The sequence below is a fragment of the Kribbella polygonati genome (genome assembly GCF_050320105.1).
In the GTDB taxonomy this organism is placed as follows: Bacteria; Actinomycetota; Actinomycetes; order Propionibacteriales; family Kribbellaceae; genus Kribbella.
Window position 1 is genome coordinate 5,238,850 of the sequence record NZ_CP190129.1, and the last position, 24,008, is coordinate 5,262,857.

Consider the following 24,008-nt stretch of genomic DNA (forward strand, 5'->3'; position numbering starts at 1 on the left):
ATCGTTCACTGAGAGGTGAGGTCGTGGCCCAAGGTCTGAGCGACCGGGTGATGTTCGGCGAGTTGGTCGCGCCACCAGGGGGTTTCGACGAAGCCGCGTTTGAGGGAGAGGAGTTCGACCGAGGCGTTCCAGCCGATCACGCCGTCCATCCGGGCCAGGGTTTCGGTGGTGAAGTCGAAGAGGCCGCGGGTGGACTCGGCGATCACCTCGCAGAGCAGGGAGTTGCCGTCGAGGGTGGCGCCGAGGTAGCGGACCGAGCGGTGGCGGGTGAGGGTGGCGGCTACGTCGCTCAGTTTCGCCGGCTCCACCGTCACCCACATCAGCGTTTCAGCCTCCAGGCCGAGTGCCGGCGCGGGGACGATCGTGAAGACGGCCGCGCAGCCGTCGTTGATCATCCGCTCGAACCGCCGCCGTACGGTGCTCTCGTTCAGCTGCACCTGCTGCGCGAGCGTCTGGAAACCCAGCCGGCCGTCGTCGCGGAGAGATTCGAGGATCGCCCAGTCGACCTTGTCGAAATGGTCGGGCGAACACAGCGGTACCTCGGGCGGTTGCACGTCCTCGCCGTCGACGATCTGCTTGTACCAGTCGTGGGACACCTTGTAGACGTGCAGCAGGAGATCGCTGTACCACCGCTCGACGCCGTCGATCTGCTGCAACTCGAGCATGGTCCGCGGATAGCGCGTCGGCCCGGAGTTCACCACCAGCTCGATGCCGATGTCGTAGGTCCCCGTGATCATCGACGCCCATCTGACGTCCGGCCGCGAGACCAGCTCGGCCGCGACGTCCAGCTGGGTCCCCGGCCGGCAGCCGATCCGGGTGAAGAACGTCTCCACCGGGCCGGTACTGCCAAGGCTCGGCAGTACGGCGACCTTCAGCAGATTGTCCGCAATCAGCTGCTGCGTCCGGCGCGCCACCGTGGGTACCGACGTACCCACGGTCGCCGCGATCGAGGTCCAGCTGGCCCGGCCGTCGGCCTGCAGCTCGAGAATGATCTGCCGGTCGAGGTCGTCGAGAGCTCTCATGGAACGGGACAAACCTCCGTCAGGAACTCCCGGACCGTTGTGGTCCATGCTTCGGCCTCCTCGATCTGCGGCGAATGCCCGGACTTCTCGAACACCACCAGCCGGGAATCAGGAATCAGACTAGCGATCAGCTCGCTGCACGCGACCGGGGTGATCCAGTCGGTGCGGCCGACCGTGATCAACGTCGGCGCCGTCACCGCCGGCAGCACCGGCTTCAGATCGTAGTTCGGCATGTTCACCGAGAACGCGTAGTTGTGCGCTTCATACCGGTACGGCGTCGCCTCGACCTTCCGCTCCACCGCCTCCGGGTCGTACACGTAGTCGTACAGCGGCAGGATCTCCCGCCAGCAGTCCCGCAGATCGGCGTCGTCGCGGACCTTACCGGCGAAGATCCGGTCGAGCTTGTCCCGGTCGATCTCCACCCGGGCGTTCGCGAGCGCGTTGGCCAGCGCCAGCTCCTCGTTCGAGTTGTCGGGCGACGTGTCCCTCAGGACGAGGGCGCGGACCCGCTCGGGATAGCGGGTGGCGTACTCCATCGCCATGAATCCGCCGTACGAACCGCCCGCCATGATGATCTGTTCTGCCCCGGCCCACTCGCGCAGGGCGTCGATATCGACGGCCCACTGCTCGTGGCTGAACGTCCCGTTGCCCTCGCTCTGTCCCGAGCCGCGCGCATCGAAGACGATCACGCGGTAGGTGTCGGCCAGCCGGCCGAAGCTCGCCCGCGGTTCGGCCCGCGACCCGAGGCCGGGCGCGCCGTGGTGCGCGATCAGCACCGGCGCATCCTCCGGCCCGAGCACCTCGACCGCCAGCCGGTTGCCGTTGATCTCGATCATCTTGTGCTCCTTCGATCAGAGGGGAATGACACAGTCGTCGAGGCTTCGTGGGTACGACGTCAGCGCCTGAGAGCCCTCCGTCGTGACCAGCATCGAGTCCGAGATCCGGTAACCGGCGTGTCCGGGCACATAGATGCCCGGTTCGTTGGACACGATCATGCCCGGCTCCAGCACGGTCGAGTCCCCCGACTCCAGCCACGGTGGCTCGTGCATGCCCAGGCCGATACCGTGGCCCTGCCGATGTCGCAGATACTGTCCCAACCCTGCCTCGCGGACGACGGCAAGGCACGCCTCGTTCGCCTCTCGGCACTCGGCTCCGGGCTTGATCGCCTGGCCGCCGACGTCCTGGGCCAGCCGGATCGTCTCGTGGTACCGGCGCTGCTCGTCGGTGGGTTCGCCGAGTACGAACGTCCGCTCGCCCTCGACGAAGCGACCTCCGACCGCGCAGCCGAGCGAGAGCATGAACGTGTCGCCCGGCCGCAGGCGATAGCTGGACGGCAGGCCATGGGGGTACGACGAGTTGGCACCGGCGTACACGAGGCCTCCCGCGAGCGGCGAGACCACCACGACGTCCGAGTGCTCGGCGTACATGATCCCGGTGCCTGCCCGGGTCACGTGTGCGGCCAGCTCCGCCTCGCTGGGCAGCCGGCCGCCGCTGCGCACCGCGTCGGCGACCAGTTCCACTCCACGGGTGAGCATCACGTCGGTGATCAGCGCAGCCTCCTGATGCAGCGCGATCTCTTCGGGCTCCTTCACGAAGCGAGCGACCGCGACGAGGTCCGTCGGTAGCAGCTCGGCCGCCAACGCTGAAGCGGCCGCGCTCAGCCGTGTGTATGACATCGCGGTCGTATGCCCGGCACGACGTCGGCTCGGGCCGACCGTCCGCGCGAGGAATTCGAACGGTGGTGTCGTACCGGGGAACTCCGGGTAGGCGACCAGGTCGGCCGCTGCGTTCTGGGACTCGGCGTGCTCCCGCTCGAGTTCGGGGAGCAACAACAGACAGCGGCCGTCCACATCGAGCCACACCGCGACCGGCCGCTCGCACGGGTGGTGGAAGAAGCCGGTCAGGTAGGCGACGTCTTCCGGGTCGTCCGTGAGCACGGCGTCGAAGCCGGTCTCGGAGATCCGGGTTCGGATCCGGTCTTGGAGGGTGAGGTAGAAGGAGCGGTCGAGCCGCTGCGAGAACGTCATCCGTTCCTCCGTGGGTTGCGGGCGTCGTTGTACGCCGTCGACAGCAACGTCGAGGCGAGGACCAGCAGGAAGATCGCGAGCGACGGGAACAACGGCAACCACCACGCGGTCGACATCGCCCCGGCCTGCTGTGCCTCGTACAGGATCCGGCCCCACGACCACGTGTTCGGATCGCCGAGGCCGAGGAAGGCGAGACCCGCGGCCGACAGGACCGCACGAGAGGAGGTCAGTACCACCGACACGAGGATCAGCGGCACCACGGCCGGGATGAGGTGCCGGCGGATGATCCAGAACGGCGAGCTGGTCATCAAACGGGCCGCGTCGACGTACGGCAGCCGCACGATCGCCAGTGCCTGAGAGCGGACGACGCGGGTCACCTCCGGCCACGAGAACGCCGCGATCACCAGGATGATCGTGAGCGTGCTCGGCCCGGCGAGCGCCGCGACGAGGATCATCAGGGGCAGCACCGGCAGCGACAGGGTCAGGTCGACGACCACGCTGATCACGGTGTCGAGGGTGCGGAAGTAGGCGCCGAGTACGGCGAGCAACGTGCCGAAGACGATCGCGATCAGCGAGGCCGAGGCGGCGACCAGCAGGCTTTGCCGAGCGCCCCAGACGACCTCCGCGAGCACGTCGAGCCCGAGGCTGTCGGTGCCGAACCAGTGCGCGCCGGAGGGTGGTGCGAGCACCGCGTCACCGTACCCGGACGGACGACCGGCCAGCAGGGGCGCGGCGACTGCCGTCAGGACGAGCAGTACAAGGACGACCAGCGCCGCCAGGCCGAGTGGCTCGCGACGGAACCGCCGCCAGGTCTGCCGGCCCGCCCGCGGTGCAGGTTCCACAGTCGCCACCTCAGCGGTTGCTGTCATGAGCTGCCTGCTTTCACGCGTGGGTCGAGGACGCCGTACACGATGTCGGTGATCATGTTGACCACCACGACCACGGCAGCCAGCAGCAGGAACGCCCCCTGGAGCAGCGGGAAGTCCAGGCGGACGACCGCGTCGTAGATACCGCGCCCGATTCCGGGGTAGGCGTAGACGGTCTCGATCAGGATCACCCCACCGACCAGATAGAGGCAGATCTGCAGGCCGATCAACGTTGTGGTCGGCAACAATGCGTTGCGGAGCGCGTGCTTCCACAGCACCCGCCGGTACGGCAGCCCGTTCGCGCGGGCGAGGACCACGTAGTCCTCACCGAGTGCTTCGATCAACGTGGAGCGCACGGTCAGCACATATGCTCCGAGCTGTACGAGCACCAGCGATACCGCGGGCAGGGCCAGGTGGGTGAGCACCGACAAGTACCACCCACCGCCGTACGTTCCGTCGGTGTAGGCGCCACCGATCGGGAACCAGCCGAGCCGCAGGCCGAAGACGTAGAGCAACAGGATGCCGACACTGGGGACGAACAAGGACTGGCCGGTCACCGCGACGACCTGCACGATGCGGTCCACGGCGCCGCCGGCCCGCGATGCGGCCACGACGCCCAGCGGAATGCCGAGCATGATTGTCAGCAGCAACGAAACCCCGACCAGCAGTACGGTCCAGGGCAGCATCTCCAGCAGCGAGTCCGTCACGCTGATGTTCTGGCTGAAGGAGATCCCGAGGTTGCCTTCCAGCAGCCGGCCAAGGTACTTCACGTACTGCACCGGCAGCGACTGGTCGAGCCCGTACTGGCTGAGCAGTCGCGCGCGGATCTCGGGCGTCATGTTCGTGCTCGCGATCGCCAGCGCGGGGTCGCCCGGGAGCAGCCGGAGCATCAGGAACGTGACCGTCACCGCGAACCACAGGGTGAGCACACCGCGGCCCACCCTGCGGAGCACGAACGAGAACAGAGACATCCGGACCTACTTCGACCCGGACTTGGTGGCCGACGCGAGCGAGATCGGGTTGACGATGGACAGCAGCTCGCTCGGCTTGACCGCGAAACCGCTCCACTCGCTGCGGTGTGCGACGTAGAGGTTCTGGGTGTACATGACGTTGTCGTACACGTTGTCGTGAACCAGCTTCGCCGCCTGCTGCAGGATCGGCACCTGTTCCTTCTGGTCGAACGTGACCCGGGCCTTATCGATCAGCGCGTTCAGCTGCGGGTCGTCGACGTACGAGTAGTTGATCGCGCCCTTCGGCAGGTAGGTCAGCGCCATGTTCGTGGCCGGGTCGTCCATGATCGCGAAGTTGCCGGCGTAGATGTCGAAGTCGCCCGCGTTCGTCTTGGCCAGGTAGGTGTTGCGCTCCAGGCCCTGCAGCTGGATCGTCACGCCTGCTTTCGCGGCACCGTCCTTGACAAGGTTCGCCCATTGGGTGGTGACCGGGTCCTGCAGTGAGTAGATCAGCCGGAACGTGAGCGGGAACTTCCCGCTGCCGTCCGCGGCGTATCCGGCCTGTTCCAGCAGCTTCCGCGCCGCGTCTGGGTTGTAGACGTATTCCGTCAGCGAATCGTCGTAGAACGTCTTCAGTACCGGCATGATCGGGCTCGACCCGGTCGACACGGCCTGGTCCTGCAGCACGACCTTCCGGATCGCGTTGTAGTCGACCGTCTGCGCGAGCGCCTGCCGGACTTCCTTCTTCGCCAGCGCCGGCTTGGTCATGTTGTAGGTCAGGTGGGCGTACCCGAGGCCGGCCACTTCCTCGACCGTGATCCCCGCCGTACTCTTCAGGTTCTTCACCTGCGCCGGTGGCAGCGTGTTCGCGATCGCGTCCACATCGCCGTTCTTGAGGCTCAGGATCTCGGCGTTCACGTCCGGGTAGACGCGGTAGATCACCTTGGCCGCCTTCGGCTTGCCGCCCGCGACCAGCGGATAGTTGTCGACCCGCTCCATCGTGTAGCTCTGTCCGCGCTGGACGGTCTTCAGCACGTACGGTCCCGCGCTCACCCAGCCGCCGTTCTTGCCGTCGTTGGCGAACTTGGCGACCGAACCGGCCGGCTCGAAGACGTGCTGCGGTACGACGTTCCCCCAGAACCCGATCTCCGGGATCAGCGACGCGTCCGGCTTGGACAGCTTGATCTCGACCCGGGTGTCGGACACCGCCTTCGCTGAGGCGAAGTTCGTCAGCTGGCCGTACAGCGTTCCGGCGGGCGCGTCCTTCTTCACCGCGTTCAACGTGTACGCCACGTCCTTCGCGGTCAACGGCTTCCCGTCGGACCACGTCATTCCGGGCTTGAGCTCGAAGAAGCCGGTCGTGTCGTCGACGTACCCCCACTTCTCCGCCAGCTCCGGCGCCTTCTGACCGTCCGGGCCGATCGACAGCAGATGCGGGTACATCAGGTTGGTGATCCAGTAGTCGCTGCGGCTGTTGCCGACCAGCGGGTTGAAGTTCACCACGTCGGTGGTGGTCGCGATCGTCAGCGTGGGATCGGCGACCTCCTGGCCGGCCGCGCCTTCGGTGCCGGGAGCCTTCGGGGCACACGCGGCCAGTACGGCAGTTGCCGCGAGTACTCCGAGTACTGTGACCACCCGCAACCGAGGTGTCATACCCAGACCTCCTTCAGAACTCGTAGCGTGTTGCCCCCGACAACCTTCCGGATTTCGTCGTCGCTGTAGTCGTGCTGCACCAGCCAGCCGATGATGTTGAAGAACCCTTCGGCCGGGTTCTCCAGGCCGTCGACGTACGCGACCTTCTCGAACTCGACCCCGCCGTGCGCCTGTCCGAGCGACAGGTTCGACGCGAACGCGTCGTGCAGGCCGACGTGGTCGCCGAACAGCGTGTCCGGCCCGAAGCTGACGTGATCGATGCCCACCAGGTCGACGCAGAAGGTGAAGTGATCCATCACCGACTCCAACGAGTGCAGCGGATGCTCCGGCGACAACGTCGTGTGCGGAGCCGCCTCGATGCCGATCACGCCGCCGCGCTCCGCGCAGGCCTTGATCGTCTCGTCGTCCTTCATCCGGTTCGTCGGCCAGACGGTCCGGGAGCCGGCGTGCGTGATGAACACCGGCAGCGTGGACTTCTTGATCACGTCCAGCCCGGTGCGGTCGCCCGAGTGCGAGATGTCGATCGCGATGCCGAGCTTGTTCATCCGCTCGACAGCGCGGTCGCCGAGGTACGTCAGGCCACCGTCGCCACGTTCCTTCAGGCCCCCGCCGAGCAGGTTCGCCTCGGAGTACGCGATGCCCATCTGCCGTACGCCGAACCCGTACAGCACGTCCAGCCGGTCGATCTCGTTCTCGATCGGCGTCGCGGCCTCGAGTGCGAAGATGTGCGCGATCCGCCCGGTCTCGGCGGCGTACTCGATGTCCTTGATCGACTCGGCCTTGATCACGAAGTCCTGGTGCGCGAGGTCGGCCATCCGTACGCCGAGGTCGAACAGCACGTCCTGGTACTTCCAGCCCGCGTCGGAGCTGATGCAGCAGGTACCGTCCATGCCGTTGTCGAACACGGCGGTCAGGCCCGAACGCGACAACCCTTCGTAGCCGGTTGGTTCGCGGCCGTTCCGGATGTGCTCGCGCAGGTCGGACATGTCATCGGGGAACACCTGCACGTGTTCGTGCAGCGAGATGACCGTTTCCTCGGCGAGCAGCCGGCGGGCGCGCTCTCCCTGCTCGGTGGAAAGGTCGAGGCCCTGGTACGCCGGCACCCGGCCGAGCTGCCGGGCGTAGTTGAACTCGCGGTAGTCCTTGCCCGCCTCTAGGTAGTCGTAGGCGGTGTAGCCGGTGTAGCGGGAAGCGGGCTCCAGCACGCTGGGCCTCCTTGTCTTGACGTCTCCGGTGGAATGCCTCAGAGTTTCATCACTATTCGGCGTACATGTCAACGCTTGCATGAAAATTCGGCACCTCGGCAACTTCTGTGAAACTTCCCGGCAACACGGTGGTGTGAGGATGGACTCTGTGAACCCACGTCCCGACGCTCTGTGCGTGCGCGGCCTGTCCGTCTCGTTCCGGATCGGCGGCGCGCAGGTGGACGCCGTACGGCAGGTCGACCTCGACGTGCCGCGCGGCAGTCTGGTCGCCCTGCTCGGCGAGTCCGGTTCGGGGAAGTCGGTCACGGCGCGGGCCGTGATGGGCCTCAGCGGCGACGCGGCGACCGTCGTCGCCGACGAGATCAGCGTGGCCGGCACGGACCTGCTGACGGTCGACCCTCAGGAGCTGCGCGGGCGGAGGATGAGTCTGGTGCTGCAGGACGCACTCTCGGCGCTCAACCCCGTGCTGACGATCGGCGACCAGGTCGGCGAGCTCTTCCGCGTTCACCAAGGAGCGTCGAAACAGGCCGCGCGACAGCGCGCCGCCGAACTACTCGGCCTGGTCGGGATCCCGGCACCGGACCGGCGACTCGCCGACTACCCACACCAGTTCTCCGGGGGTATGCGGCAGCGCATCCTGATCGCGATGGCGATCGCACTCGAACCCGACCTGCTGATCGCGGACGAGCCGACGACAGCGCTCGACGTCACCGTCCAGGCGCAGATCCTGGACCTGCTCGCCGACCTGCGCTCCCAACTGGACATGGGCGTCCTGCTGATCACGCACGACCTCGCCGTGGTCAGCGAGGTCGCGGATCACCTCGCCGTCATGTACGCCGGCCGCGTGGTCGAGACCGGCGACGCCGACACCGTGCTCGCGCATCCGGCGCATCCGTACACCGAGGCGCTGCTGCGATCGGTACCCCGGCTGGAGCAGTACGGCGGTGATCTGTTCACCATTCCGGGCTCACCACCGAACCCGGCCCGGGTGCCGTCCGGGTGTGCGTTCCACCCGCGCTGCCACCGCGCCGTCGGCCAGTGCTCGACGGTGCGCCCGGAACTCGAGTCCGTCGGCGGCCGGAGCGTCGCCTGTCACCAGTCGGAGGTGCTGCTCGGTGAGCAAGTCTGAGATCGTCCTGCAGGCGGACAACCTGGTCCGCACCTATACGGTCGGTTCGGCGTTGCACCGCGGTCAGGTGTCCGCGGTCGACGACGTCAGCCTGACTCTGCAGCGCGGCGAAGTCCTCGGAATCGTCGGCGAATCGGGCTGCGGGAAGTCGACGCTGGCCCGGATGCTCGTCGGGCTCGAGCGCCCTGACGGCGGCAAGCTGTCGTACCGCGGACAGGACGTCACAGCCGGCGGCCGGCGCGAACGCAAGCTGCTGCGGGACGGCGTACAGATGATCTTCCAGGACCCCTACGCGTCGCTCGATCCGCGGATGACGGTGGTCGACATCGTGGCCGAACCGCTGGCCGCCAACGGGACCGGCACCCGTGCGTCCCGCCGCGACAAGGTCGCCTCGCTGCTGGACGTCGTGGGGCTCGCTCCCGATCTGATGGCCCGCTACCCGCACCAGTTCTCCGGCGGCCAACGGCAGCGGATCGGTATCGCTCGCGCGCTCGCCCTCGACCCGTCGGTCCTGATCGCGGACGAGCCGGTGTCCGCACTCGACGTCTCGGTCCAGGCACAGGTCATCAATCTGTTGGCAGACCTGCGCAAACGCCTCGACGTCGCGATCGTCTTCATCGCCCACGACCTCTCGGTGGTACGGCACCTGGCCGACCGGGTCGCCGTGATGTACCTCGGCCGGATCGCCGAGCTCGGCCCAACCGCCGCGATCTACGACTCCCCCACCAACCCGTACACCCAGGCGCTGCTCTCCGCCGTACCGTCGCCCGACCGCACCGCCCGCGGGACCCTGACCCGCCGACGTAAGCTCTCCGGCGAGCCCCCATCACCCCTCGATCCGCCGCCCGGCTGCCGGTTCAACCCCCGTTGCTGGCTGGCCGAGGACCGCTGCCGCACCGATACCCCAGCGCTACGCCTGCTCTCGGACCGCCTGACCGCCTGCCACTTCGCCGAGCGGACCTAGGACGTCCGCGCGAGGCCCGAACGGAAGGCGAGGATCACCAGCTGCACGCGGTCGCGGGCGTCGAGCTTGGTGAGCAGGTGGGCGATGTGGGTTTTGACGGTGCCGATCTCGATGTGCAAGGCCGCGGCGATTTCCGCGTTGGACGAGCCCTCCGAGACCTGCAGCAGGACCTCACGTTCGCGGTCGGTGATGGCGGCCAGGCGTACGCCGGTCCGCGGTGTGGGCTCGGCACGCTGCGCGAACTCGTCGATCAGTCGCCGGGTGATCGACGGTCCGAGCAGCGCCTCACCGGCCGCGATCACCCGGATCCCGGCCAGCAACTCAGGCAGCGGGGTGTCCTTCAGCAGGAACCCGCTCGCGCCACTTCGCAAAGCGGTGTATACGTATTCATCCAAGTCGAAGGTCGTCAGGATCAGCACCCGAGCGGACGAAGCTCGCGTGATCACCTCGGTAGCCTGCAGGCCATCCATGCCCGGCATCCGGATGTCCATCAGGACCACGTCGGGTTTCGTCAGCACCACTTGTTCGATCGCAGCCGATCCGTTGCCGGCCTCACCGACCACGGTCAGGTCCGGCGCTGTCTCGACGATCCCCTTCAGGCCCGCACGCACCAACGGTTGGTCCTCGGCGATCAGTACCCGAATGGTCACCGCGACTCCGACGCCAGCGGGAGGCGGGCGAGCACCCGGAATCCCTTGTCCGGCAGCGGTCCCGCCTGCAGTGTCCCGCCGTACAGCGCGACCCTTTCCCGCAACCCGGCCAGACCGTGGCCTGTGCGTGGTAGGTCGGCGCAACCGGCGCCGTGGTCGACCACCTCGACCGCCAGCTCGCCCGCGCGGCAGATGATCGTCGCCGAGGCGAACGGGACCGAGGCGTGCTTCACCACATTGGTCAACGCCTCCTGCACAATCCGGTACGCCGAGAGCTGGACGCCGGCCGGAAGCTCATCAGGGATACCGCTGACGTTCAGGTCGACGCGCACGCCCGCCTTCCCGGTCTGCGCGACCAGTTCCTCGAGCTGCGCGAGACCAGGCGCCGGGGCAAGCGCGGCCTGCTCGTCGGAACGAAGTACTCCGAGGAGACTCCGAAGCTCGGCCAGCGTTCGCCGTCCCGTCTGCTCGATCGTCGCCAGCGACTCACGTGCTACGTCCGGCTGAGTGTCGATCACCGCGTGGCCGTAGCTCGCCTGCACCGTGATCACCCCCATGCTGTGGGCAACGATGTCGTGCAGCTCGCGTGCGATCCGCATCCGCTCCTGCTGCACCACGAGCTCCTCCGACTGCCGCCGGTACTGCGCCGCGAAGCTCCCCACGATCCAGGATGCCGCCACGACGAGCCCGAACGGCACCAGCGCACCGCGATGCCGGAAGTCGGGCAGCGCCGTCGCGAGAACACCGATCTCGACGGCCGCCGCCGCGAGCAATGATCGCCGCCAGTCCGCCAATCTGAAGACCGCCAGGCAGGCCACCGGCATGGCCACGAATCCGAGCGACGGCGCCACCGGCGACAACAGCAACGCCACCAGACAGCAGATCACCGACCAGACCGGCCGCAACCGCACCAGTGCGAGCCCCGCAGCGACCGCGACGGTTCCTGCCAAGGACACGGCTGTCGGGTCTTTGTGGGTGAGCAGCGCCCAGGCCAGGAAGCCGTACAGACCGGCGCCGGCCGACTCCGCGACGAGAAGCTGAAGCCGAGTCAGCTGAACACCCATGGCAATGACGGTAAGTCGCCACGACCGAGCGGTCATCATCCTCCAGACAGATATCTCCAGACGGAAGTAGCAGGCGAAGGATCTGCCCAGGGCCAGATGCCCGGACCGCCCGACGGGCCGGACGCTGAAGCCATGATCGAACTGACCAACCTCAAGAAACGCTACCGATCCGTGCAGGCGGTCGACGACCTCACGGTGACCGTGCGGCCAGGCCGCGTAACCGCCTTCCTCGGCCCCAACGGCGCCGGCAAGTCCACAACGTTCAGGCTGCTGCTGGGTCTCGATCGGGCCGACTCCGGTACGGCGCTCATCAACGGCTCGACGTACGCCGAGACCCGCGACCCGTCGCGCGAGGTCGGCGCCCTGCTCGACGCCAACGGCGTACACGGCGGCCGCTCGGCGTACCACCACCTGCTCTGCGTCGCCCAGGGCGGCCGCATCCCGCGCAGCCGTATCGCCGAAGTACTCGATCGAACCGGCCTCACCGATGTCGCCCGGCGGCGGGTCGGCGGGTTCTCGCTCGGCATGCGACAGCGCCTCGGCATCGCGGCCGCGCTCCTCGGCGATCCCGCCGTACTGCTCCTCGACGAACCCATGAACGGGCTCGACCCGGAAGGCATCCGCTGGATCCGCGGCCTGCTGCGCGGACTGGCCGACGAGGGCCGGACCGTGTTCGTGTCCAGCCACCTGATGGGCGAGATGGCGCTCGTCGCCGACCAGCTCGTCGTCATCGGCCGCGGCCGGCTGATCGCCGACAGCCCGCTCGCCGACCTCACCCGCGACGGCCGCTCCCTCGAAGACGCCTACCTCGACCTCGCCGACGCAGAATTCCGGAGCCACTGATGATCAACGTCCTCGCCTCCGAATGGACCAAACTCCGCTCGGTCCGATCCACCCCGTTGAGCCTGCTCGCCGCAGCCGCGGTCTCCATCGCGGGCGCCTACGTGTCGTCGACCGGCCGGGCAGCCGACTACGCGAAGCTCTCCGCCGCCGACAAACTCTCCTTCGACCCGGTCAACCTCAGCTTCGACGGTCTCGCCTTCGCGCAGCTCGCCTTCGGAGTCCTCGGGGTGCTCGCGATCAGCTCCGAATACAGCACAGGCCAGATCCGTACGACGTTCACCGTCGTCCCCCGCCGACCGGTCGTCCTCGCCGCCAAAGCCGCGGTCACCACCGCGATCGCGATCCTCGTCGGCGGCGTCCTGGCACTGACCTGCTTCTTCGTGGCACAGGCCGGCCTCCACAGCGCCCACCTCGGCGTCTCCCTCAACTCGCCAGGAGCACTCCGAGCCGTTCTCGGCGCCGGCTTCTACCTCCTCACGCTCACCTTGCTCGGCCTCGGCCTCGGCGCCCTGATCCGCCACACCGCCGGCGCGATCAGTACCCTCTTCGCCCTCGTCTTCATCCTCCCCGTCGTCGCGGCCAACCTCTCCAGCTGGACCACCTGGCCCACCAAATGGAACCTCTGGTCAGCCGGCAACGCCCTCATCACCACTCAACCCACGGCCGTCAACGCGCCGACGCCCGCCCAAGGTCTGCTGATCTGTACGGCGTACGCACTCGTCCCCCTCGTCCTGGCCTTCGCCTTCACTCTGCGCCGCGACGCCTGAGCGATACAGAGGCCAGCTCCACGGATCCATCAGTCGACCGATCCGTCGACCGCGAAGATCTTGCCGGTCGCGGCATCACGTACGTGAACCACACCTTCACGTCACACCTGGCCCTCTCGGCCTCCCTCCAGCCGTACGCCGGCCTGACCGGCCACCCCTGGTGCGAATACCCGACCGCCCCGAGCCCGCTGGCCCGAGCGATCGCGCCAAGTCCCCTGACCCTCGACGGCAACGGCCAACTCCGCGCTCCTGACCAGCCCGGCCTCGGCGTCACCCCCGACCTCGCGGCGATCCGCCCGTACCTGCGCGACGTCGAGATCCGGATCGACGGCGACTGGATCTTCGCCAGCAGCACCTCCTGAGGGGAGCCTGCCCGGCGCGGTCTCCCTGCCGACCGGCCAGCGGCTTCGCGAGACAACCTCGGAACTCGTCGAGCTGCTGGCCGACGATACCGCTCGGTCGCAACACCCCGAACGGCACCCTGGCCGCGTCCGGCGGACAGACCCTCGTCCGCCTAGAGCGCCTCCGCGCGCCATCGTCGAAGCGGTGGTCCCCGCCCTGATCGCGCTCGCTCCACTGCTGGTCGGCATACCTCTCTTCCTCGCGGAGCTCTCCCGCCGACGTACTACTCTGTACGGACTGTGAACGGGGACAGGAAGCACATGACGACGTCGATGGGTCGTACGCCGGGTGCCGTCCAGCAGCTCCGGCTCCGGGCCGTCCACGGTCTCCGCTCACTGGTCGCGGATGTATAAGGCCGCGCGTACGACCCGCCGAGTGGCGGTCGTAGTGGCTCTGATGCTGGCGGCCTTCACCTTCAACACAGCGGAGAACCTGCCGGTCGGCCTTCTCGAACTCATGTCCGGAAGCCTCCAGGTATCGCTGTCAGTCGTCGGCCTCCTGGTCACCGGGTACGGCGCGACAGTGGCCGTCGTCTCGGTGCCACTCGCCCGCCTTGGTCTGTCCGTGCCCCGGCGCCACCTACTTACCGGTGTTCTCGCCGCACTCATCCTGTCGAGTGTTGCGGCAGCCGTCGCAACGTCGTACTGGCTCTTGCTGGCGGCCCGGCTGGTGACCGCGCTCGCCCAGGCATTGTTCTGGGCCGTGATGGGTCCGGTCGCGGTCGGGCTCTTCGCGCCGGAGGTTCGCGGACGGGTCATCGGGGCGTTGTCCGTCGCCGGCTCGATGGCACTGGTACTCGGCGTACCGGGTGGGACCTGGTTGGGACGCCACACCAACTGGCGGCTGCCCATCGGAACGCTCGCCGTGCTGGGCCTCGTCTCGTTGCTCATCATCGCCGTACTCCTGCCGACATCGCGCCCGGACCAACAGCCTGCGGCGTACGGAACCACCCCCGACCGCCGACGCTTCAGAATCGTCCTCGTCGCGGGCACCTTGTCAGCCACCGGTGCGTTCGCGGGCTTCGCCTACATCGTGAGGTTCCTCAGCGCTGTCAGCGGATTCAGCCCAAGTACTGTCAATACCCTGCTCGTCTTCGTCGGACTCGCATGCATGGCCGGGGTGACCCTCACCGGGGCCGTCCTCGACCGCTTCCCACGCGCCGCGCTGACCACCGCCGTGGCGACTCAGGCGCTCGGAATGCTCGGCCTGTACGCGGCAGGCTCCAGTCCGGCCGCAGCCGTCCTGTTCCTGATGTTGATGGGCGCGGCTCTCGGCCCGGTCTTCATGGCCACCCAGAACGAGATGCTGTACTGTGCCCCAGGCCGTACGGACATCGCACTCGCCGCGAACTCCGGCGCCTACAACGCCGGCATCGCCGCCGGCGCCGCCCTCGGCGGCCTGCTCCTCCCCCTCGCCGGCGTCCGCCACGCCTTCCTCGCCGGAGGCCTGATAACCGCCGCCGCCAGTGCCGTCCTCGTCAGCAACCGCCGACTACCAAGTGGCCGGCTCAGCGCCTGCCTGTTGTAGAAGTTGTTGCTGTCGGCCCCCTTCTGCTCAGCAGCGAACGGGGCATCGCACTGGCAAGTCGTTGGCCGACAGACGCCGTGGAGTACGTCGCGCTCGGGTCGACGGCAACAGCGCGCATGTCGATCGGATCTGCTCATCCAGGGAGACGCTTGAGGAGGCTCTGCATTGCCGTCATCTCTGCGGACTGAGTGGTCTGGCTCGTTGCGAATGCCTTCACCCGGGCATCTTTGCCGGTCGACCGCTCGATCTTGGCCATCGCGATCGCGCCCTGGTGATGCTTGATCATCAGCTGGATCCACAGCCGGTCGAACTTGGCACCCTCGGCGTTGCCGAGCTTGGACCAGTCGTCCTCGGTCATCATGCCGGGAATCTCGTCGGCATGGTCTTCACCATGGCTCGGGCTCGGCACGGCCACGCCCCAGCCGACGAGCCACGCCGTCAACTGCTTGAGTTCTCGTTCGTTCGCAGCCTTCACCTGGGCGGCGATCGTCTTCACGGCAGGATTCGTCGCCTGGAAGTCCGCCGTACTGACCATCCGCACGGCGAGCTGATGATGCAGGACCATCTGGGTGGCAAACGTCACGTCGACGTCATTGTGGACGCCCGCCGACACAGCAGGAGACCGACCGGCGTGAACCGCCCTGCGGGCAACGGTGCCTTCACACCCAACCAGCCCCACGGCCAAACTCACAGCCCCGAAGACAGCCGCAGTTCGACTCAGGTGCGCCATGTCCATCCCTCATAACTGTGCCAGTCGCCGAGTCACAGTATCGGTGGTTCAGAACTCCCGATACCCCAGGCGTTGCCGGTCGCCGCCGAGCTTTCCTGGCAGCCCGAACTGTAGGACGACCGGGTCGATGGTGAGATCCGGCGAGTACTTTCGGCCTGTTCGGGAACCAGCCGCGCGACGTACCCGGTGATCGCAGCCGCCAGCCGGCCCTCTACTCGAACGCTGGTCTCGCTCGAGGGCTTCAGTAAAGTCTCGAGAGACAGACCGCAGGCCGACAGCTCATGATCGGCTCGTTCAGATGGCGTCGAGTATGTGCCGACGAGATGTCAGTAGCTCGTACCCGACGGCTTCCTGTGGGATGCGGTGGCCGCTGGTCAGCACCTCGCAGGCGCGGTCGGCGAGGGGGCCTAGCCATCCGGCGACCTCGACGGCGAGGCTCGCCGGGATCCGCGTCGACGGCCGGCGGTACGGCGCTGCGAAGAGTAGCTCGTACAACGGCAAGGCCGGGACGACCGCGGGGAGCCCGGCACGCTGCGCACTGATCTGTGCGGCGGCCGGAATCTGCAATCCTTGCAGATCAATGTCACCGAAGTACACGATGCGCTCCGGAGCTGGCTCAAGGAGCGGAACGGACAAGACAGCTGAGGGAAACTGATTTCCGGTCCCGTAACCGATGTGTCTGCCCGGCCCGCCACCCTCACGAGTGACTCTGAGCAGTGACACGTACGTGTGGTGGTTCTCCGCGATCAGCAACGCCGTGCCGCGCGGATCGGCCGGACCCGGCACCCACTGCGACACAAACGGAATCGGTACCGCTTGGCACCGCAGCAGGGCCAGCGACAACGCGCCCGACGTGAACAAGCGAGTCGAGACGAGGCTGTCGAGCCGCTTCTCGTCGCCGAACAGTTCCAGTGATCGTTCCCGCACCGGCACGCTGGGCCGCCGTTCGCCGCCGTCTCGCAAGAACGCCGCCACGATCTCAAGTACGGCGAGCTGGCCATCACGCGTCGCGATCAACCCGGCGGTCTCCAGCGCCGGCGGCCACACCCGCACACGCGGCTGCTCACGCGGGCGGGACGGACGCGGAGGCCGCCGTACCCAGGCAGGCAACGGCGGCGAATCCCGCCGGTCGTAGTGCGTCGGCGATTTCGGAAGCGTCACCAGACCCTCAGCCACCAGCTCGTCGAGCGCGCTCCCGAGGTCGGACCGTGCCATCGGCGCTGTCGCGAGGCTGCGGTCGAAAGCCACCGCGGCGGTGTATAACACGTCGATCGCGATCTGCTGGGCCGGCGCCGCGGCAACCTGTTCGGCAAGGTGCCGCGCCAGCGCACTCATCGTCACGGCGCGCCCTCCTCCTCCCGATTCAGTCGCGCACTCGTGATGCCGTCGTCGAGTACGACGTACCGCCGGGTTCGCAATACTCCTGGCGCATTCCGCAACCGCAGGACGTTCGGGAATTGCCCGACCGCACCAAGATCCTCGACGCCGGTCGTGTACACGAGCTGTACGCCGTGCGCCGCCGCCACGTCCCGCTGCAACCGCAGCAGTGCCACGTGGCTCGCCGTACCCAACGGGTTGTCGAGCACCAACGTACCGCCGAGCGCGCCCTTGCCCCGACCGCGATTGACCGCCCGCAATCGAGCCAACGTGCAGTAGAGCGCCACGCATACGGTGAGTTTCTCGCCGCCGGAGAACTTCCCGAGCTGAGTCACCTCGACCGGCTCCACGGCGAGATCGCTGTTCGGCTTCAGCACCTTGACCGCGAACCCGCGCGGCGCGACTGCCTCATGCACACAGCGTTTGAGCAGCGTCAGCCCCTCCGGTTTCGAGTTCTCGGCCACGATACGGTCGACGACGTTGTCGATCCGCGCATGAAGCTCCTCTTCACTGCTGAGACGGTTGAACCTGATCCGCAGGAAGTGTTCGTTGCCCCAGCCACCCAACGTTCCGGGAAGCTTCGAATGTCGCTGCGCCGCGTCCAGCGTCGACAACACGTCGCGAACCATCGCCGCGACCTCGACGACCACCAGGCGCTGATCCCGCCCGATGTCGTCGAGTTGCCCCTGGATCGTCGTACGGCGCAACCGCAACTCGGCCGAGCGCGCTGCCGCGAGCGCGGCGAGTACGTCGGACTCGTCGGCTGTGAACCGGTCCCGGAACGCATCGGGGATCTTCGCGAACCGGGCCTCCGAGGCCAGGCGGCGTACTCCGCCAACCGCGCTGTCCACCGCACGGGCCGTTACGGTTGCCTGTTCGACGGCCGTCTTCAACTCGTTCAGCCGTTGCTCCAGCTGGGCTTCCGCATCGTCGTCCGTGTACGCCGGCACGTCGTCGGGTACGACGGCCGGCAGAGCAGCGTCACGCAGCCGGTTCGCTTGCTGCTCGAACACCTGAGCCGCAGTGCTCGCTTCAGCCGCAGCTGTGCCTGCCTCTTCAGCATCCCCGCGGAGGGCGGTGACCTGGCCGCTCACCTCAGTGGCCCGGCCAGCCTCGGCGTTGCCCAGCCGCCGCGCATCGTCCTCGGTCGCCGGTTCGACCTCCAGCTGCGCATGACGCGGCCGGTCCTTCGGCGTCCGTTGCTTGAGTTCGTCGGTGGCTTGCCGCAGTTCGTTCTCGGTGGTGCTCAGTCGCCGTTGTGCGACGTCGGCCGCCTCTCTCGACCGTGAACGGGCGTGGTCACGCCGTTCGGCATCCTGTCCGTCAGCCGTCTCGAGCAGTTCCGCGGCCCGGGCCTGGACCGCGGCCTCGTAGGCACTCAGCGCACGCTTCGCCCGTCCCACACGATCCGTCAGACCATTGAGTCGTTCAGCAAGCACCGACTGTGACGCGACGGCGTGCCATCGCGCATCGAGATCCTTGAACCGGTCCCGCAGCACCGACAGCAGTTCGCGAGAGTCCACGGCCTGACGGCCGGCGTCGAGCAGGACGATCTCCCTGGCGCTGCTGAGATATCGCTGCCGGTTGGCCTTGTGCCCGGACGCCCGGTCGCGCGCTCCTTGCGCGGTCGCCCGCAATTCGCGTGCACGGCCCGAAGCTTCGTCAGCGGCCGCGCGGTGCTCCACCGCGTCCTTGTCAAACTGCTCGATCGCCTTCTGCAGCGATGGCAGCTCGGAGACTTGCCCGGCCAGCGAATCGAGACGCTCGATCTTCCCAGCCAAGAGTTCGATCTGACGAGCTAGCTCTTTCTCACGGGCCGCATCCGCCGTGTCGTCCCGATCGAGCTGCTCGACCTGTCCGTCGAGTGAACGCTTTGTCGCCTCGAGCTCCTCGATCGCCGCATCGTAGGCTTCGATAAGTTTCTCGAGCGCGTCAAGGTGATCGGCCGGGCAGTCCTGCAGAAGGGACTCCAGCATCGCCAGCAGAGCGCGATCCGCGGTCGCCTGCTCGTGAAGTACGTCGATGCGCTGATCCTGCTCTTGCCGGCGAGCCTCGCGCTCCACCCGGCCGCTGTCCGCTGCCGCCGGATCGAACAGCGCCGGATCGTTCGGGAAGACGCACCAGTCCGGAGCAGCCGAATTCAACGCCGCCTGCAACTGCGACGCCGTACTCAACGTGACGTGCGCAACCGGACGCCATCCGCCACCTTCGACGAGACCCCAGGCAACGTCGGCGTCGGCATCGGCGACGACGACACCCGCGGCGAGTTCAGCAACCTGAGCCTTCTCCAGCACCGCGGCGCGTTCCGACTCCGTCACAAGGTCGCGCAGGAGATGCCAGCCGGGTCGCGCCGACACTCCGGCCGCGACCAGGTACTCCGCGGCACGCTGCGCATCGCGCGTACTCGGCAAGAAGTCGTCCGTACGAAGCCCTTCCAAGGCGCGGTTGTCGTCGGCCGCATCGACCCGGGTATCGACGATGGCAGACTCAGCCGTCGACGCCGCGTGGGTCAGCGCAGCGCGGAGATCAGCGGCCTCTGCCCACAGGTTCAGGCGTCCACCGTCTTCGAGTTGCGTGAGCTCGGCGAGTCTGGCATCAGTCGCCAGCGCATCGACGCGCGCCGCCAGCTTCGTCTTCTCCGTGGTGATCTGATCGCGCTCGCCGACCTTGGTAGCTCGGTCGGACACCGCCCGGATCGCCCTCTCTGCCAGAGACTTCCGCAACTCGGGTCGCTCCGCCCGGCGGGTCCGAACGGCACCCAGTTCCTCGTCGGTCGTACGCCGCTCCGCCCGTGCCTGGGCCACCGCGGCTGTAGGGCTCACGCCGGCGTCCGCGAGATCTCCCCGGCTGACCGCGACCTCGATCGCTTCCTCGATCTGGATCACCTGACCGCGAACCGCCGTCGCGTTGACAGTGGCTTCGGTAGCCTTCTCTCGACGGTTGTCAGCGATGACCGTCTCCTGCTCGGCGCTCGAGTCGGCTTCCTCGGCAGCCTCGACCGCTTCGGCCTCGTCGCCGCTCTCCACATCTGCCAGCGACTCGTAGCGCCCCTTCAAGGCCGCCGCGGCCTCGTCCCGCTGTTCGCGTAGCGGCGCGGTCTTCTGCTCCTCCTCAGCGAGCTGCGCCCGTACGGCGGACGCTGCTCGCTCCGCCTCCACCTGCTCCGCCAGCGACTGAACCGCCTCCCACGCGAGACTCTCGTCCTTCGCCGTGCCCGCTTCGCCTTTTGCTTCGGTCCACGCCGCTTCCGCTGCTGTCCGTCGATGACCGGCCGCGACCCTGAAGAACTCGTTCGCCACATCGTTCATCCGGTTCCGGTCGCTGTCGAGCCGCGTGGCATCCTTGCGCAACCGCTCCCGCTCTTCCGCGAACCAATCAGCATCCTTTTGCTGAGCCGCTGCGGCGCTGCGAAGCGCCCCGGCCAATCGCGCCGCGGCCAGTCGCGCGCCGGAGGCTTCACGTTCCGCCTCCATGGCCAGACGGTGCTGCTCCGCCAGCACGTCGAGCTTCTCCGCCATCTCGCCGCAGAAGTCGCGGTCCACCAGCAGATCCGGCTTGCGGCCGAGTACGTCGATGATCTTTCGGAGGTTGGCCGCTACCAGGTCGGGCTGCGCACTGTCCACCGTCAGATCGATCAGGAAATCCACGAACCTGCCGGTCGTCGGGAAGTTGAACAGCTCGGCCACGCCACCTTCGGAGTGGTTCATCTCCTTCTGATAGCCGAACAGCGCCGGATCGAGACCACGGCTGGTGAGCGTCTCCATCCATGCACCGCGCTGCTCGGTGATCGTGAACAGGAACTCCTGCGGCCGCGATGCCGCGATCTCGCGCAGCTGCTCAATGAACTCCGCACGCGGCCTGCGTCGCCCGGTGTCGTCGGTGACCGGCAACTGCTCCAGCTCGAGTACACCGGGTACGGCGAAGAAGCTGTAGTACCAGGCTTTGAGCTTGTCGCGGTCGCGATCCGGGTCGACCGGTTTCCTCCGGTCGACCCATTCGTAGACAGCCCCGGTGATCAGCCGCTGCGCCGGTAGCAGAGCATTCTCTGACCGAGCCACCCACTCGCCCACCGTATGACTGGTGTCCCCCGAGGCGACGTAGTCTTCCAGTTGGCGCTTGACCGCGCGGCCCATGAAGTCCTTCCGCAGCGGCAGCAGCAACGCGAAGAACAGTGACAGTAGGCTCGACTTACCACCGCCGTTACGCAGCCAGAGGATCGAGTCGGTCGGCTCGCCGTCCGCCGAGGTCAGATCGGTCACCAGATCGTTGAACCGCGCCGCCCGATCCCCGATGCTCGCCAATCGGAACCGCGATAGCTGGTACGTCACGACTCATCACCCCGAACAGCCGCAAGGACGGCGTACGTGGCGTTCCCGGCGAGCTCCCGGGCCTGGATCCGGAAGCGCTCGAGCAACTGAAACGCCTCAGGACCCCGCGAGGCGTCCGGACGAGCGAGTCCTTGATCGACCATCCAGCCGAGCACGCTGGCCACCCAGTACGTCGACGATGCCGGCGATCGGCGCGCCTTCCCGCGGCCCTTGTCCGCCTTGTAGCCGGGTGACAACCGATCGAACGTCCGCCAGGCTTCCTCGAACGACTCTTCCTGCCTCGACGCCAGATCCGGGTTTCGTTTCACCTGCTCACACACGTCGCGAACGAAGCGTTCGATCTCGTCCACCGAAACCCACCGCACGCGATCGTCGTCGAAGTCCGCCGGAGTGGGAAACGCGAACGCCGCCACAGCAACGCTGACCAGTCCGACCAGCAGGCGATCGCTGACACCGGTGACGTTCGGCAGGTCCGTCAGGCGGAACGCGAACACCGACTCCCGCCGTACGCCGAGCACCAGGCCGAGGTCCGATTCGGACAGAACCTGCACTTCGAGACCTTCGAGCACGCTGTCGACGGCGCCGCGGAACTCGGTGTCCGTGCGGTACCGGCCGAGCAGCGTCCGGTAGTCCGAATCCGCGGCCGGCCGCCACTTCGGACGCAGGCCACACCCGATCAGGACACCTACATCGGCCAGATCACGTTGGCTGAGCGTCACGACCGCTCCCCTCCGGCGTACGTCGCGAGCATTTCCTCGTCCGCTCCGACGATGAGGTCATCCCCGGACCAACCAGACACAGCGATCGGAGTGTCGTCGGCGTCAACCGCGGCGGTCGGTCCGAGGACGCGGGCCGCCGCGTCCACCGCCAGCGAGAAGTCCTCGACCGATTCAGGCGCGTAGCTCCACAGCACCGAAAGCGCGATGACCCGTTCCACCGCGTCCCGATCGACCTCGCCCGGCAGGTCCGCGACCCTTGCCGCCAGCAACAGTTCGGACAGCCGTGCGGGGAGTTCGACGATATCGACCACGTCGGCGGCGGCCATGAGGACCTCCGGTGGAACCGCCGGCGGCTCCGGATCACCGATTTCCTCATCGGTATCCGGCGGATCCTCGATCACGGTTCCGCGACGCGGGGCGAGCAGATCGTCGACGAGGTCGGCGAGCCGGACCATGCGTGGTACGCGCGTACCGGCGATCGACATCGCGAACGTCTCGGCCGGTTCGACGGCGAGGTCGGCTCGCAAGCCCAGCAACGGCAGGAAGATGTCGTCGGTGAGGTCCGGATTGCGCAGCCCCCCGACCGGGCGGAACGACTGGCGGGTCTGCTCGTCGAGGAACGTCGTGCGTGCACTGACCAGTCGCCCGTGAAGCTCGGTGTGTCGCCGCCGGCACTCCTCCAGCAGAGCAGCGATCCGCGCAGCCGCGATGGAGACGGCCAGCTCAGAATCCGGCGCGTCCAGCGCGCCGCGAACGTGCTCGAGCAGCTTCGCCTCGGCAGCAAGGCGTTCCTCGAGATGTGTGCGGTTCCGCTCGAGCTGCACCGGCACCTGTTCAGCCCATTGGTCCAGCACCGTCCGGATGTCGCGGGTGGTGTCGGCCAGGAGCGTTCGCAGTTCGTCGGCGTACCGCACGGACAGCAACCTCGACCGTTCCGCGGCCTTCTCGGCCTGCCCGAACGCTCCACGTTCGAGCTGCCTCGCAAGCATCAGCTCGATCGCGGCCTGCTCGTCCTCGACGTCGAACTCCAACCCGCCCACCAACGCATTGATCGCGTCGGCCGACGCACGCAGTACGTTGACGCCACGCGCGTGGTCCTCGTACTCGGTCAGCAACCGGAACTCGGCCGGAACGTCCCGGTGCCGTACGACGCCGTCGTCGCGGCTGTAGATCGAGATCTGGTAGCGGTACGGCGTCTCACGCTCCCGCCGGTTGAGCAACGAGTCGACGACATACCTCGCCACCTGTTCGTGTTCCTCGACCGGGTACTCGGGATGTGCGGCGGCAGCGAGCGCGGACAGCCCGGCCACCACTTCGTCGTACGTGACCTCGTCGTCGAACCCCTGCCGGGCGATCACCGAGTCGATCGCGGCCAGCGCCAACGTCACCACGTCGTACGAATGAGCGCCCCAGGTCTGCCGTCCGGCATTGTCCGCCGCCTCAGCGAGCGGCCGATGCCGCAGCAGCGCCCGCACCCGCCCACCGAAAGAACTGTCGAACACAGCCCACCCAACGGACGGAAGCTCACTCACTCCGCGCAACCCCCTCCCCAGGAAGACTGTCCGCAACCCAACCTTAACAAAACGTCACTCAGGCCGCCTGGGAGCTCCGGCCTCCGCGTCGCACAGGACTCAGACGTCCGGGACGCAGCCGCGCAAAGTGATGAGTAAACGATGACTTGGGGGCCGCGAGGTCATCACGCCCGACTTATATTCGCAGGTCAGAGAGCCGGTGAGGGTGTTCTCCGTCAGGACATACCGGACGGATCTCTCAGGACATACCGGA

20 protein-coding genes are annotated in these 24,008 nt (G+C 67.5%); 6 read left to right on the plus strand and 14 right to left on the minus strand.

Annotated features, from left to right (window positions below; translation table 11 throughout):
• Window positions 1–5 precede the first annotated feature (5 nt).
• The 7 genes from ACQHIV_RS24770 to ACQHIV_RS24800 are packed head-to-tail and all read right to left on the minus strand — an operon-like array spanning window position 6 to window position 7,723.
• The gene (locus ACQHIV_RS24770) at window positions 6–1,022 is read right to left on the minus strand and encodes an Lrp/AsnC family transcriptional regulator (RefSeq protein ID WP_427885562.1); all 1,017 of its coding nucleotides are present in this window, start codon (window positions 1,020–1,022) and stop codon (window positions 6–8) included.
• Window positions 1,019–1,858, minus strand: coding sequence for an alpha/beta fold hydrolase (locus ACQHIV_RS24775; protein WP_427885564.1), 840 nt, complete (start codon window positions 1,856–1,858; stop codon window positions 1,019–1,021). The genes ACQHIV_RS24770 and ACQHIV_RS24775 overlap by 4 nt, the downstream gene beginning before the upstream one ends.
• Window positions 1,859–1,873: 15 nt before the next feature.
• The gene (locus ACQHIV_RS24780) at window positions 1,874–3,049 is read right to left on the minus strand and encodes a M24 family metallopeptidase (RefSeq protein ID WP_427885566.1); all 1,176 of its coding nucleotides are present in this window, start codon (window positions 3,047–3,049) and stop codon (window positions 1,874–1,876) included.
• Window positions 3,046–3,918: an ABC transporter permease gene (locus ACQHIV_RS24785; RefSeq protein ID WP_427885568.1), complete on the minus strand. Its 873-nt coding sequence runs from the start codon at window positions 3,916–3,918 to the stop codon at window positions 3,046–3,048. The genes ACQHIV_RS24780 and ACQHIV_RS24785 overlap by 4 nt, the downstream gene beginning before the upstream one ends.
• On the minus strand, window positions 3,915–4,886 hold the full coding sequence (locus ACQHIV_RS24790; RefSeq protein WP_427885570.1) for an ABC transporter permease: 972 nt from the start codon (window positions 4,884–4,886) through the stop codon (window positions 3,915–3,917). Before ACQHIV_RS24790 ends, ACQHIV_RS24785 begins: the two co-directional genes overlap by 4 nt.
• A gap of 6 nt (window positions 4,887–4,892) precedes the next feature.
• Entirely contained in the window at window positions 4,893–6,518 is a 1,626-nt protein-coding gene (locus ACQHIV_RS24795) for an ABC transporter substrate-binding protein (RefSeq protein WP_427885572.1), read from the minus strand.
• Window positions 6,515–7,723 carry a dipeptidase gene (locus ACQHIV_RS24800; RefSeq protein ID WP_427885574.1) on the minus strand — a complete coding sequence of 403 codons (1,209 nt, stop codon included), beginning with the start codon at window positions 7,721–7,723 and terminating at the stop codon, window positions 6,515–6,517. The genes ACQHIV_RS24795 and ACQHIV_RS24800 overlap by 4 nt, the downstream gene beginning before the upstream one ends.
• 139 nt (window positions 7,724–7,862) lie before the next feature.
• Here ACQHIV_RS24800 and ACQHIV_RS24805 point away from each other — a divergent pair, with 139 nt between their 5' ends.
• Entirely contained in the window at window positions 7,863–8,852 is a 990-nt protein-coding gene (locus tag ACQHIV_RS24805) for an ABC transporter ATP-binding protein (RefSeq protein ID WP_427885575.1), read from the plus strand.
• Window positions 8,839–9,816 (plus strand): ABC transporter ATP-binding protein, encoded by a 978-nt coding sequence (locus tag ACQHIV_RS24810; protein WP_427885576.1) that lies wholly within the window; start codon window positions 8,839–8,841, stop codon window positions 9,814–9,816. Before ACQHIV_RS24805 ends, ACQHIV_RS24810 begins: the two co-directional genes overlap by 14 nt.
• Here the strand turns inward: ACQHIV_RS24810 and ACQHIV_RS24815 are convergent.
• Complete coding sequence (locus ACQHIV_RS24815; protein WP_427885577.1) at window positions 9,813–10,466, minus strand: response regulator; 654 nt, start codon at window positions 10,464–10,466, stop codon at window positions 9,813–9,815. The genes ACQHIV_RS24810 and ACQHIV_RS24815 overlap by 4 nt on opposite strands.
• A complete protein-coding gene (locus ACQHIV_RS24820) occupies window positions 10,463–11,530 on the minus strand; it encodes a sensor histidine kinase (RefSeq protein WP_427885579.1) in 1,068 nt (355 codons plus the stop codon). The genes ACQHIV_RS24815 and ACQHIV_RS24820 overlap by 4 nt, the downstream gene beginning before the upstream one ends.
• A 132-nt stretch (window positions 11,531–11,662) precedes the next feature.
• Between ACQHIV_RS24820 and ACQHIV_RS24825 the strand changes: the two genes are divergently transcribed.
• From ACQHIV_RS24825 to ACQHIV_RS24840, 4 genes are all read left to right on the plus strand, one after another.
• Window positions 11,663–12,373 (plus strand): ABC transporter ATP-binding protein, encoded by a 711-nt coding sequence (locus ACQHIV_RS24825; protein WP_427885580.1) that lies wholly within the window; start codon window positions 11,663–11,665, stop codon window positions 12,371–12,373.
• Window positions 12,373–13,140 carry an ABC transporter permease gene (locus tag ACQHIV_RS24830; protein WP_427885581.1) on the plus strand — a complete coding sequence of 256 codons (768 nt, stop codon included), beginning with the start codon at window positions 12,373–12,375 and terminating at the stop codon, window positions 13,138–13,140. The genes ACQHIV_RS24825 and ACQHIV_RS24830 overlap by 1 nt, the downstream gene beginning before the upstream one ends.
• An 83-nt stretch (window positions 13,141–13,223) precedes the next feature.
• The gene (locus ACQHIV_RS24835; RefSeq protein WP_427885582.1) at window positions 13,224–13,502 is read left to right on the plus strand and encodes a hypothetical protein; all 279 of its coding nucleotides are present in this window, start codon (window positions 13,224–13,226) and stop codon (window positions 13,500–13,502) included.
• 415 nt (window positions 13,503–13,917) lie between these two features.
• Window positions 13,918–15,069 (plus strand): MFS transporter, encoded by a 1,152-nt coding sequence (locus tag ACQHIV_RS24840; protein WP_427885584.1) that lies wholly within the window; start codon window positions 13,918–13,920, stop codon window positions 15,067–15,069.
• A gap of 133 nt (window positions 15,070–15,202) precedes the next feature.
• Here ACQHIV_RS24840 and ACQHIV_RS24845 read toward each other — a convergent pair whose 3' ends face one another.
• The 5 genes from ACQHIV_RS24845 to ACQHIV_RS24865 form a co-directional block, all read right to left on the minus strand.
• Window positions 15,203–15,652 (minus strand): DUF305 domain-containing protein, encoded by a 450-nt coding sequence (locus ACQHIV_RS24845; RefSeq protein ID WP_427885585.1) that lies wholly within the window; start codon window positions 15,650–15,652, stop codon window positions 15,203–15,205.
• Window positions 15,653–16,093: 441 nt separating this feature from the next.
• Window positions 16,094–17,134, minus strand: coding sequence for a Wadjet anti-phage system protein JetD domain-containing protein (locus tag ACQHIV_RS24850; RefSeq protein WP_427896544.1), 1,041 nt, complete (start codon window positions 17,132–17,134; stop codon window positions 16,094–16,096).
• A 2-nt stretch (window positions 17,135–17,136) separates the two neighbouring features.
• Window positions 17,137–21,504, minus strand: coding sequence for a hypothetical protein (locus ACQHIV_RS24855; protein ID WP_427885587.1), 4,368 nt, complete (start codon window positions 21,502–21,504; stop codon window positions 17,137–17,139).
• Window positions 21,501–22,223 (minus strand): hypothetical protein, encoded by a 723-nt coding sequence (locus ACQHIV_RS24860; protein WP_427885588.1) that lies wholly within the window; start codon window positions 22,221–22,223, stop codon window positions 21,501–21,503. Before ACQHIV_RS24860 ends, ACQHIV_RS24855 begins: the two co-directional genes overlap by 4 nt.
• Window positions 22,220–23,725, minus strand: a complete 1,506-nt coding sequence (locus ACQHIV_RS24865; protein WP_427885590.1) for a hypothetical protein — start codon at window positions 23,723–23,725, stop codon at window positions 22,220–22,222. Before ACQHIV_RS24865 ends, ACQHIV_RS24860 begins: the two co-directional genes overlap by 4 nt.
• Window positions 23,726–24,008: the final 283 nt, after the last annotated feature.

Coding starts and splice junctions, on each gene's coding strand:
- ACQHIV_RS24770 (WP_427885562.1), bottom strand. CDS start 1,022: ATGAGAGCTCTCGACGACCTCGACCGGCAGATCATTCTCGAGCTGCAG.
- ACQHIV_RS24775 (WP_427885564.1), bottom strand. CDS start 1,858: ATGATCGAGATCAACGGCAACCGGCTGGCGGTCGAGGTGCTCGGGCCG.
- ACQHIV_RS24780 (WP_427885566.1), bottom strand. CDS start 3,049: ATGACGTTCTCGCAGCGGCTCGACCGCTCCTTCTACCTCACCCTCCAA.
- ACQHIV_RS24785 (WP_427885568.1), bottom strand. CDS start 3,918: ATGACAGCAACCGCTGAGGTGGCGACTGTGGAACCTGCACCGCGGGCG.
- ACQHIV_RS24790 (WP_427885570.1), bottom strand. CDS start 4,886: ATGTCTCTGTTCTCGTTCGTGCTCCGCAGGGTGGGCCGCGGTGTGCTC.
- ACQHIV_RS24795 (WP_427885572.1), bottom strand. CDS start 6,518: ATGACACCTCGGTTGCGGGTGGTCACAGTACTCGGAGTACTCGCGGCA.
- ACQHIV_RS24805 (WP_427885575.1), top strand. CDS start 7,863: ATGGACTCTGTGAACCCACGTCCCGACGCTCTGTGCGTGCGCGGCCTG.
- ACQHIV_RS24820 (WP_427885579.1), bottom strand. CDS start 11,530: ATGGGTGTTCAGCTGACTCGGCTTCAGCTTCTCGTCGCGGAGTCGGCC.
- ACQHIV_RS24825 (WP_427885580.1), top strand. CDS start 11,663: ATGATCGAACTGACCAACCTCAAGAAACGCTACCGATCCGTGCAGGCG.
- ACQHIV_RS24830 (WP_427885581.1), top strand. CDS start 12,373: ATGATCAACGTCCTCGCCTCCGAATGGACCAAACTCCGCTCGGTCCGA.
- ACQHIV_RS24850 (WP_427896544.1), bottom strand. CDS start 17,134: ATGAGTGCGCTGGCGCGGCACCTTGCCGAACAGGTTGCCGCGGCGCCG.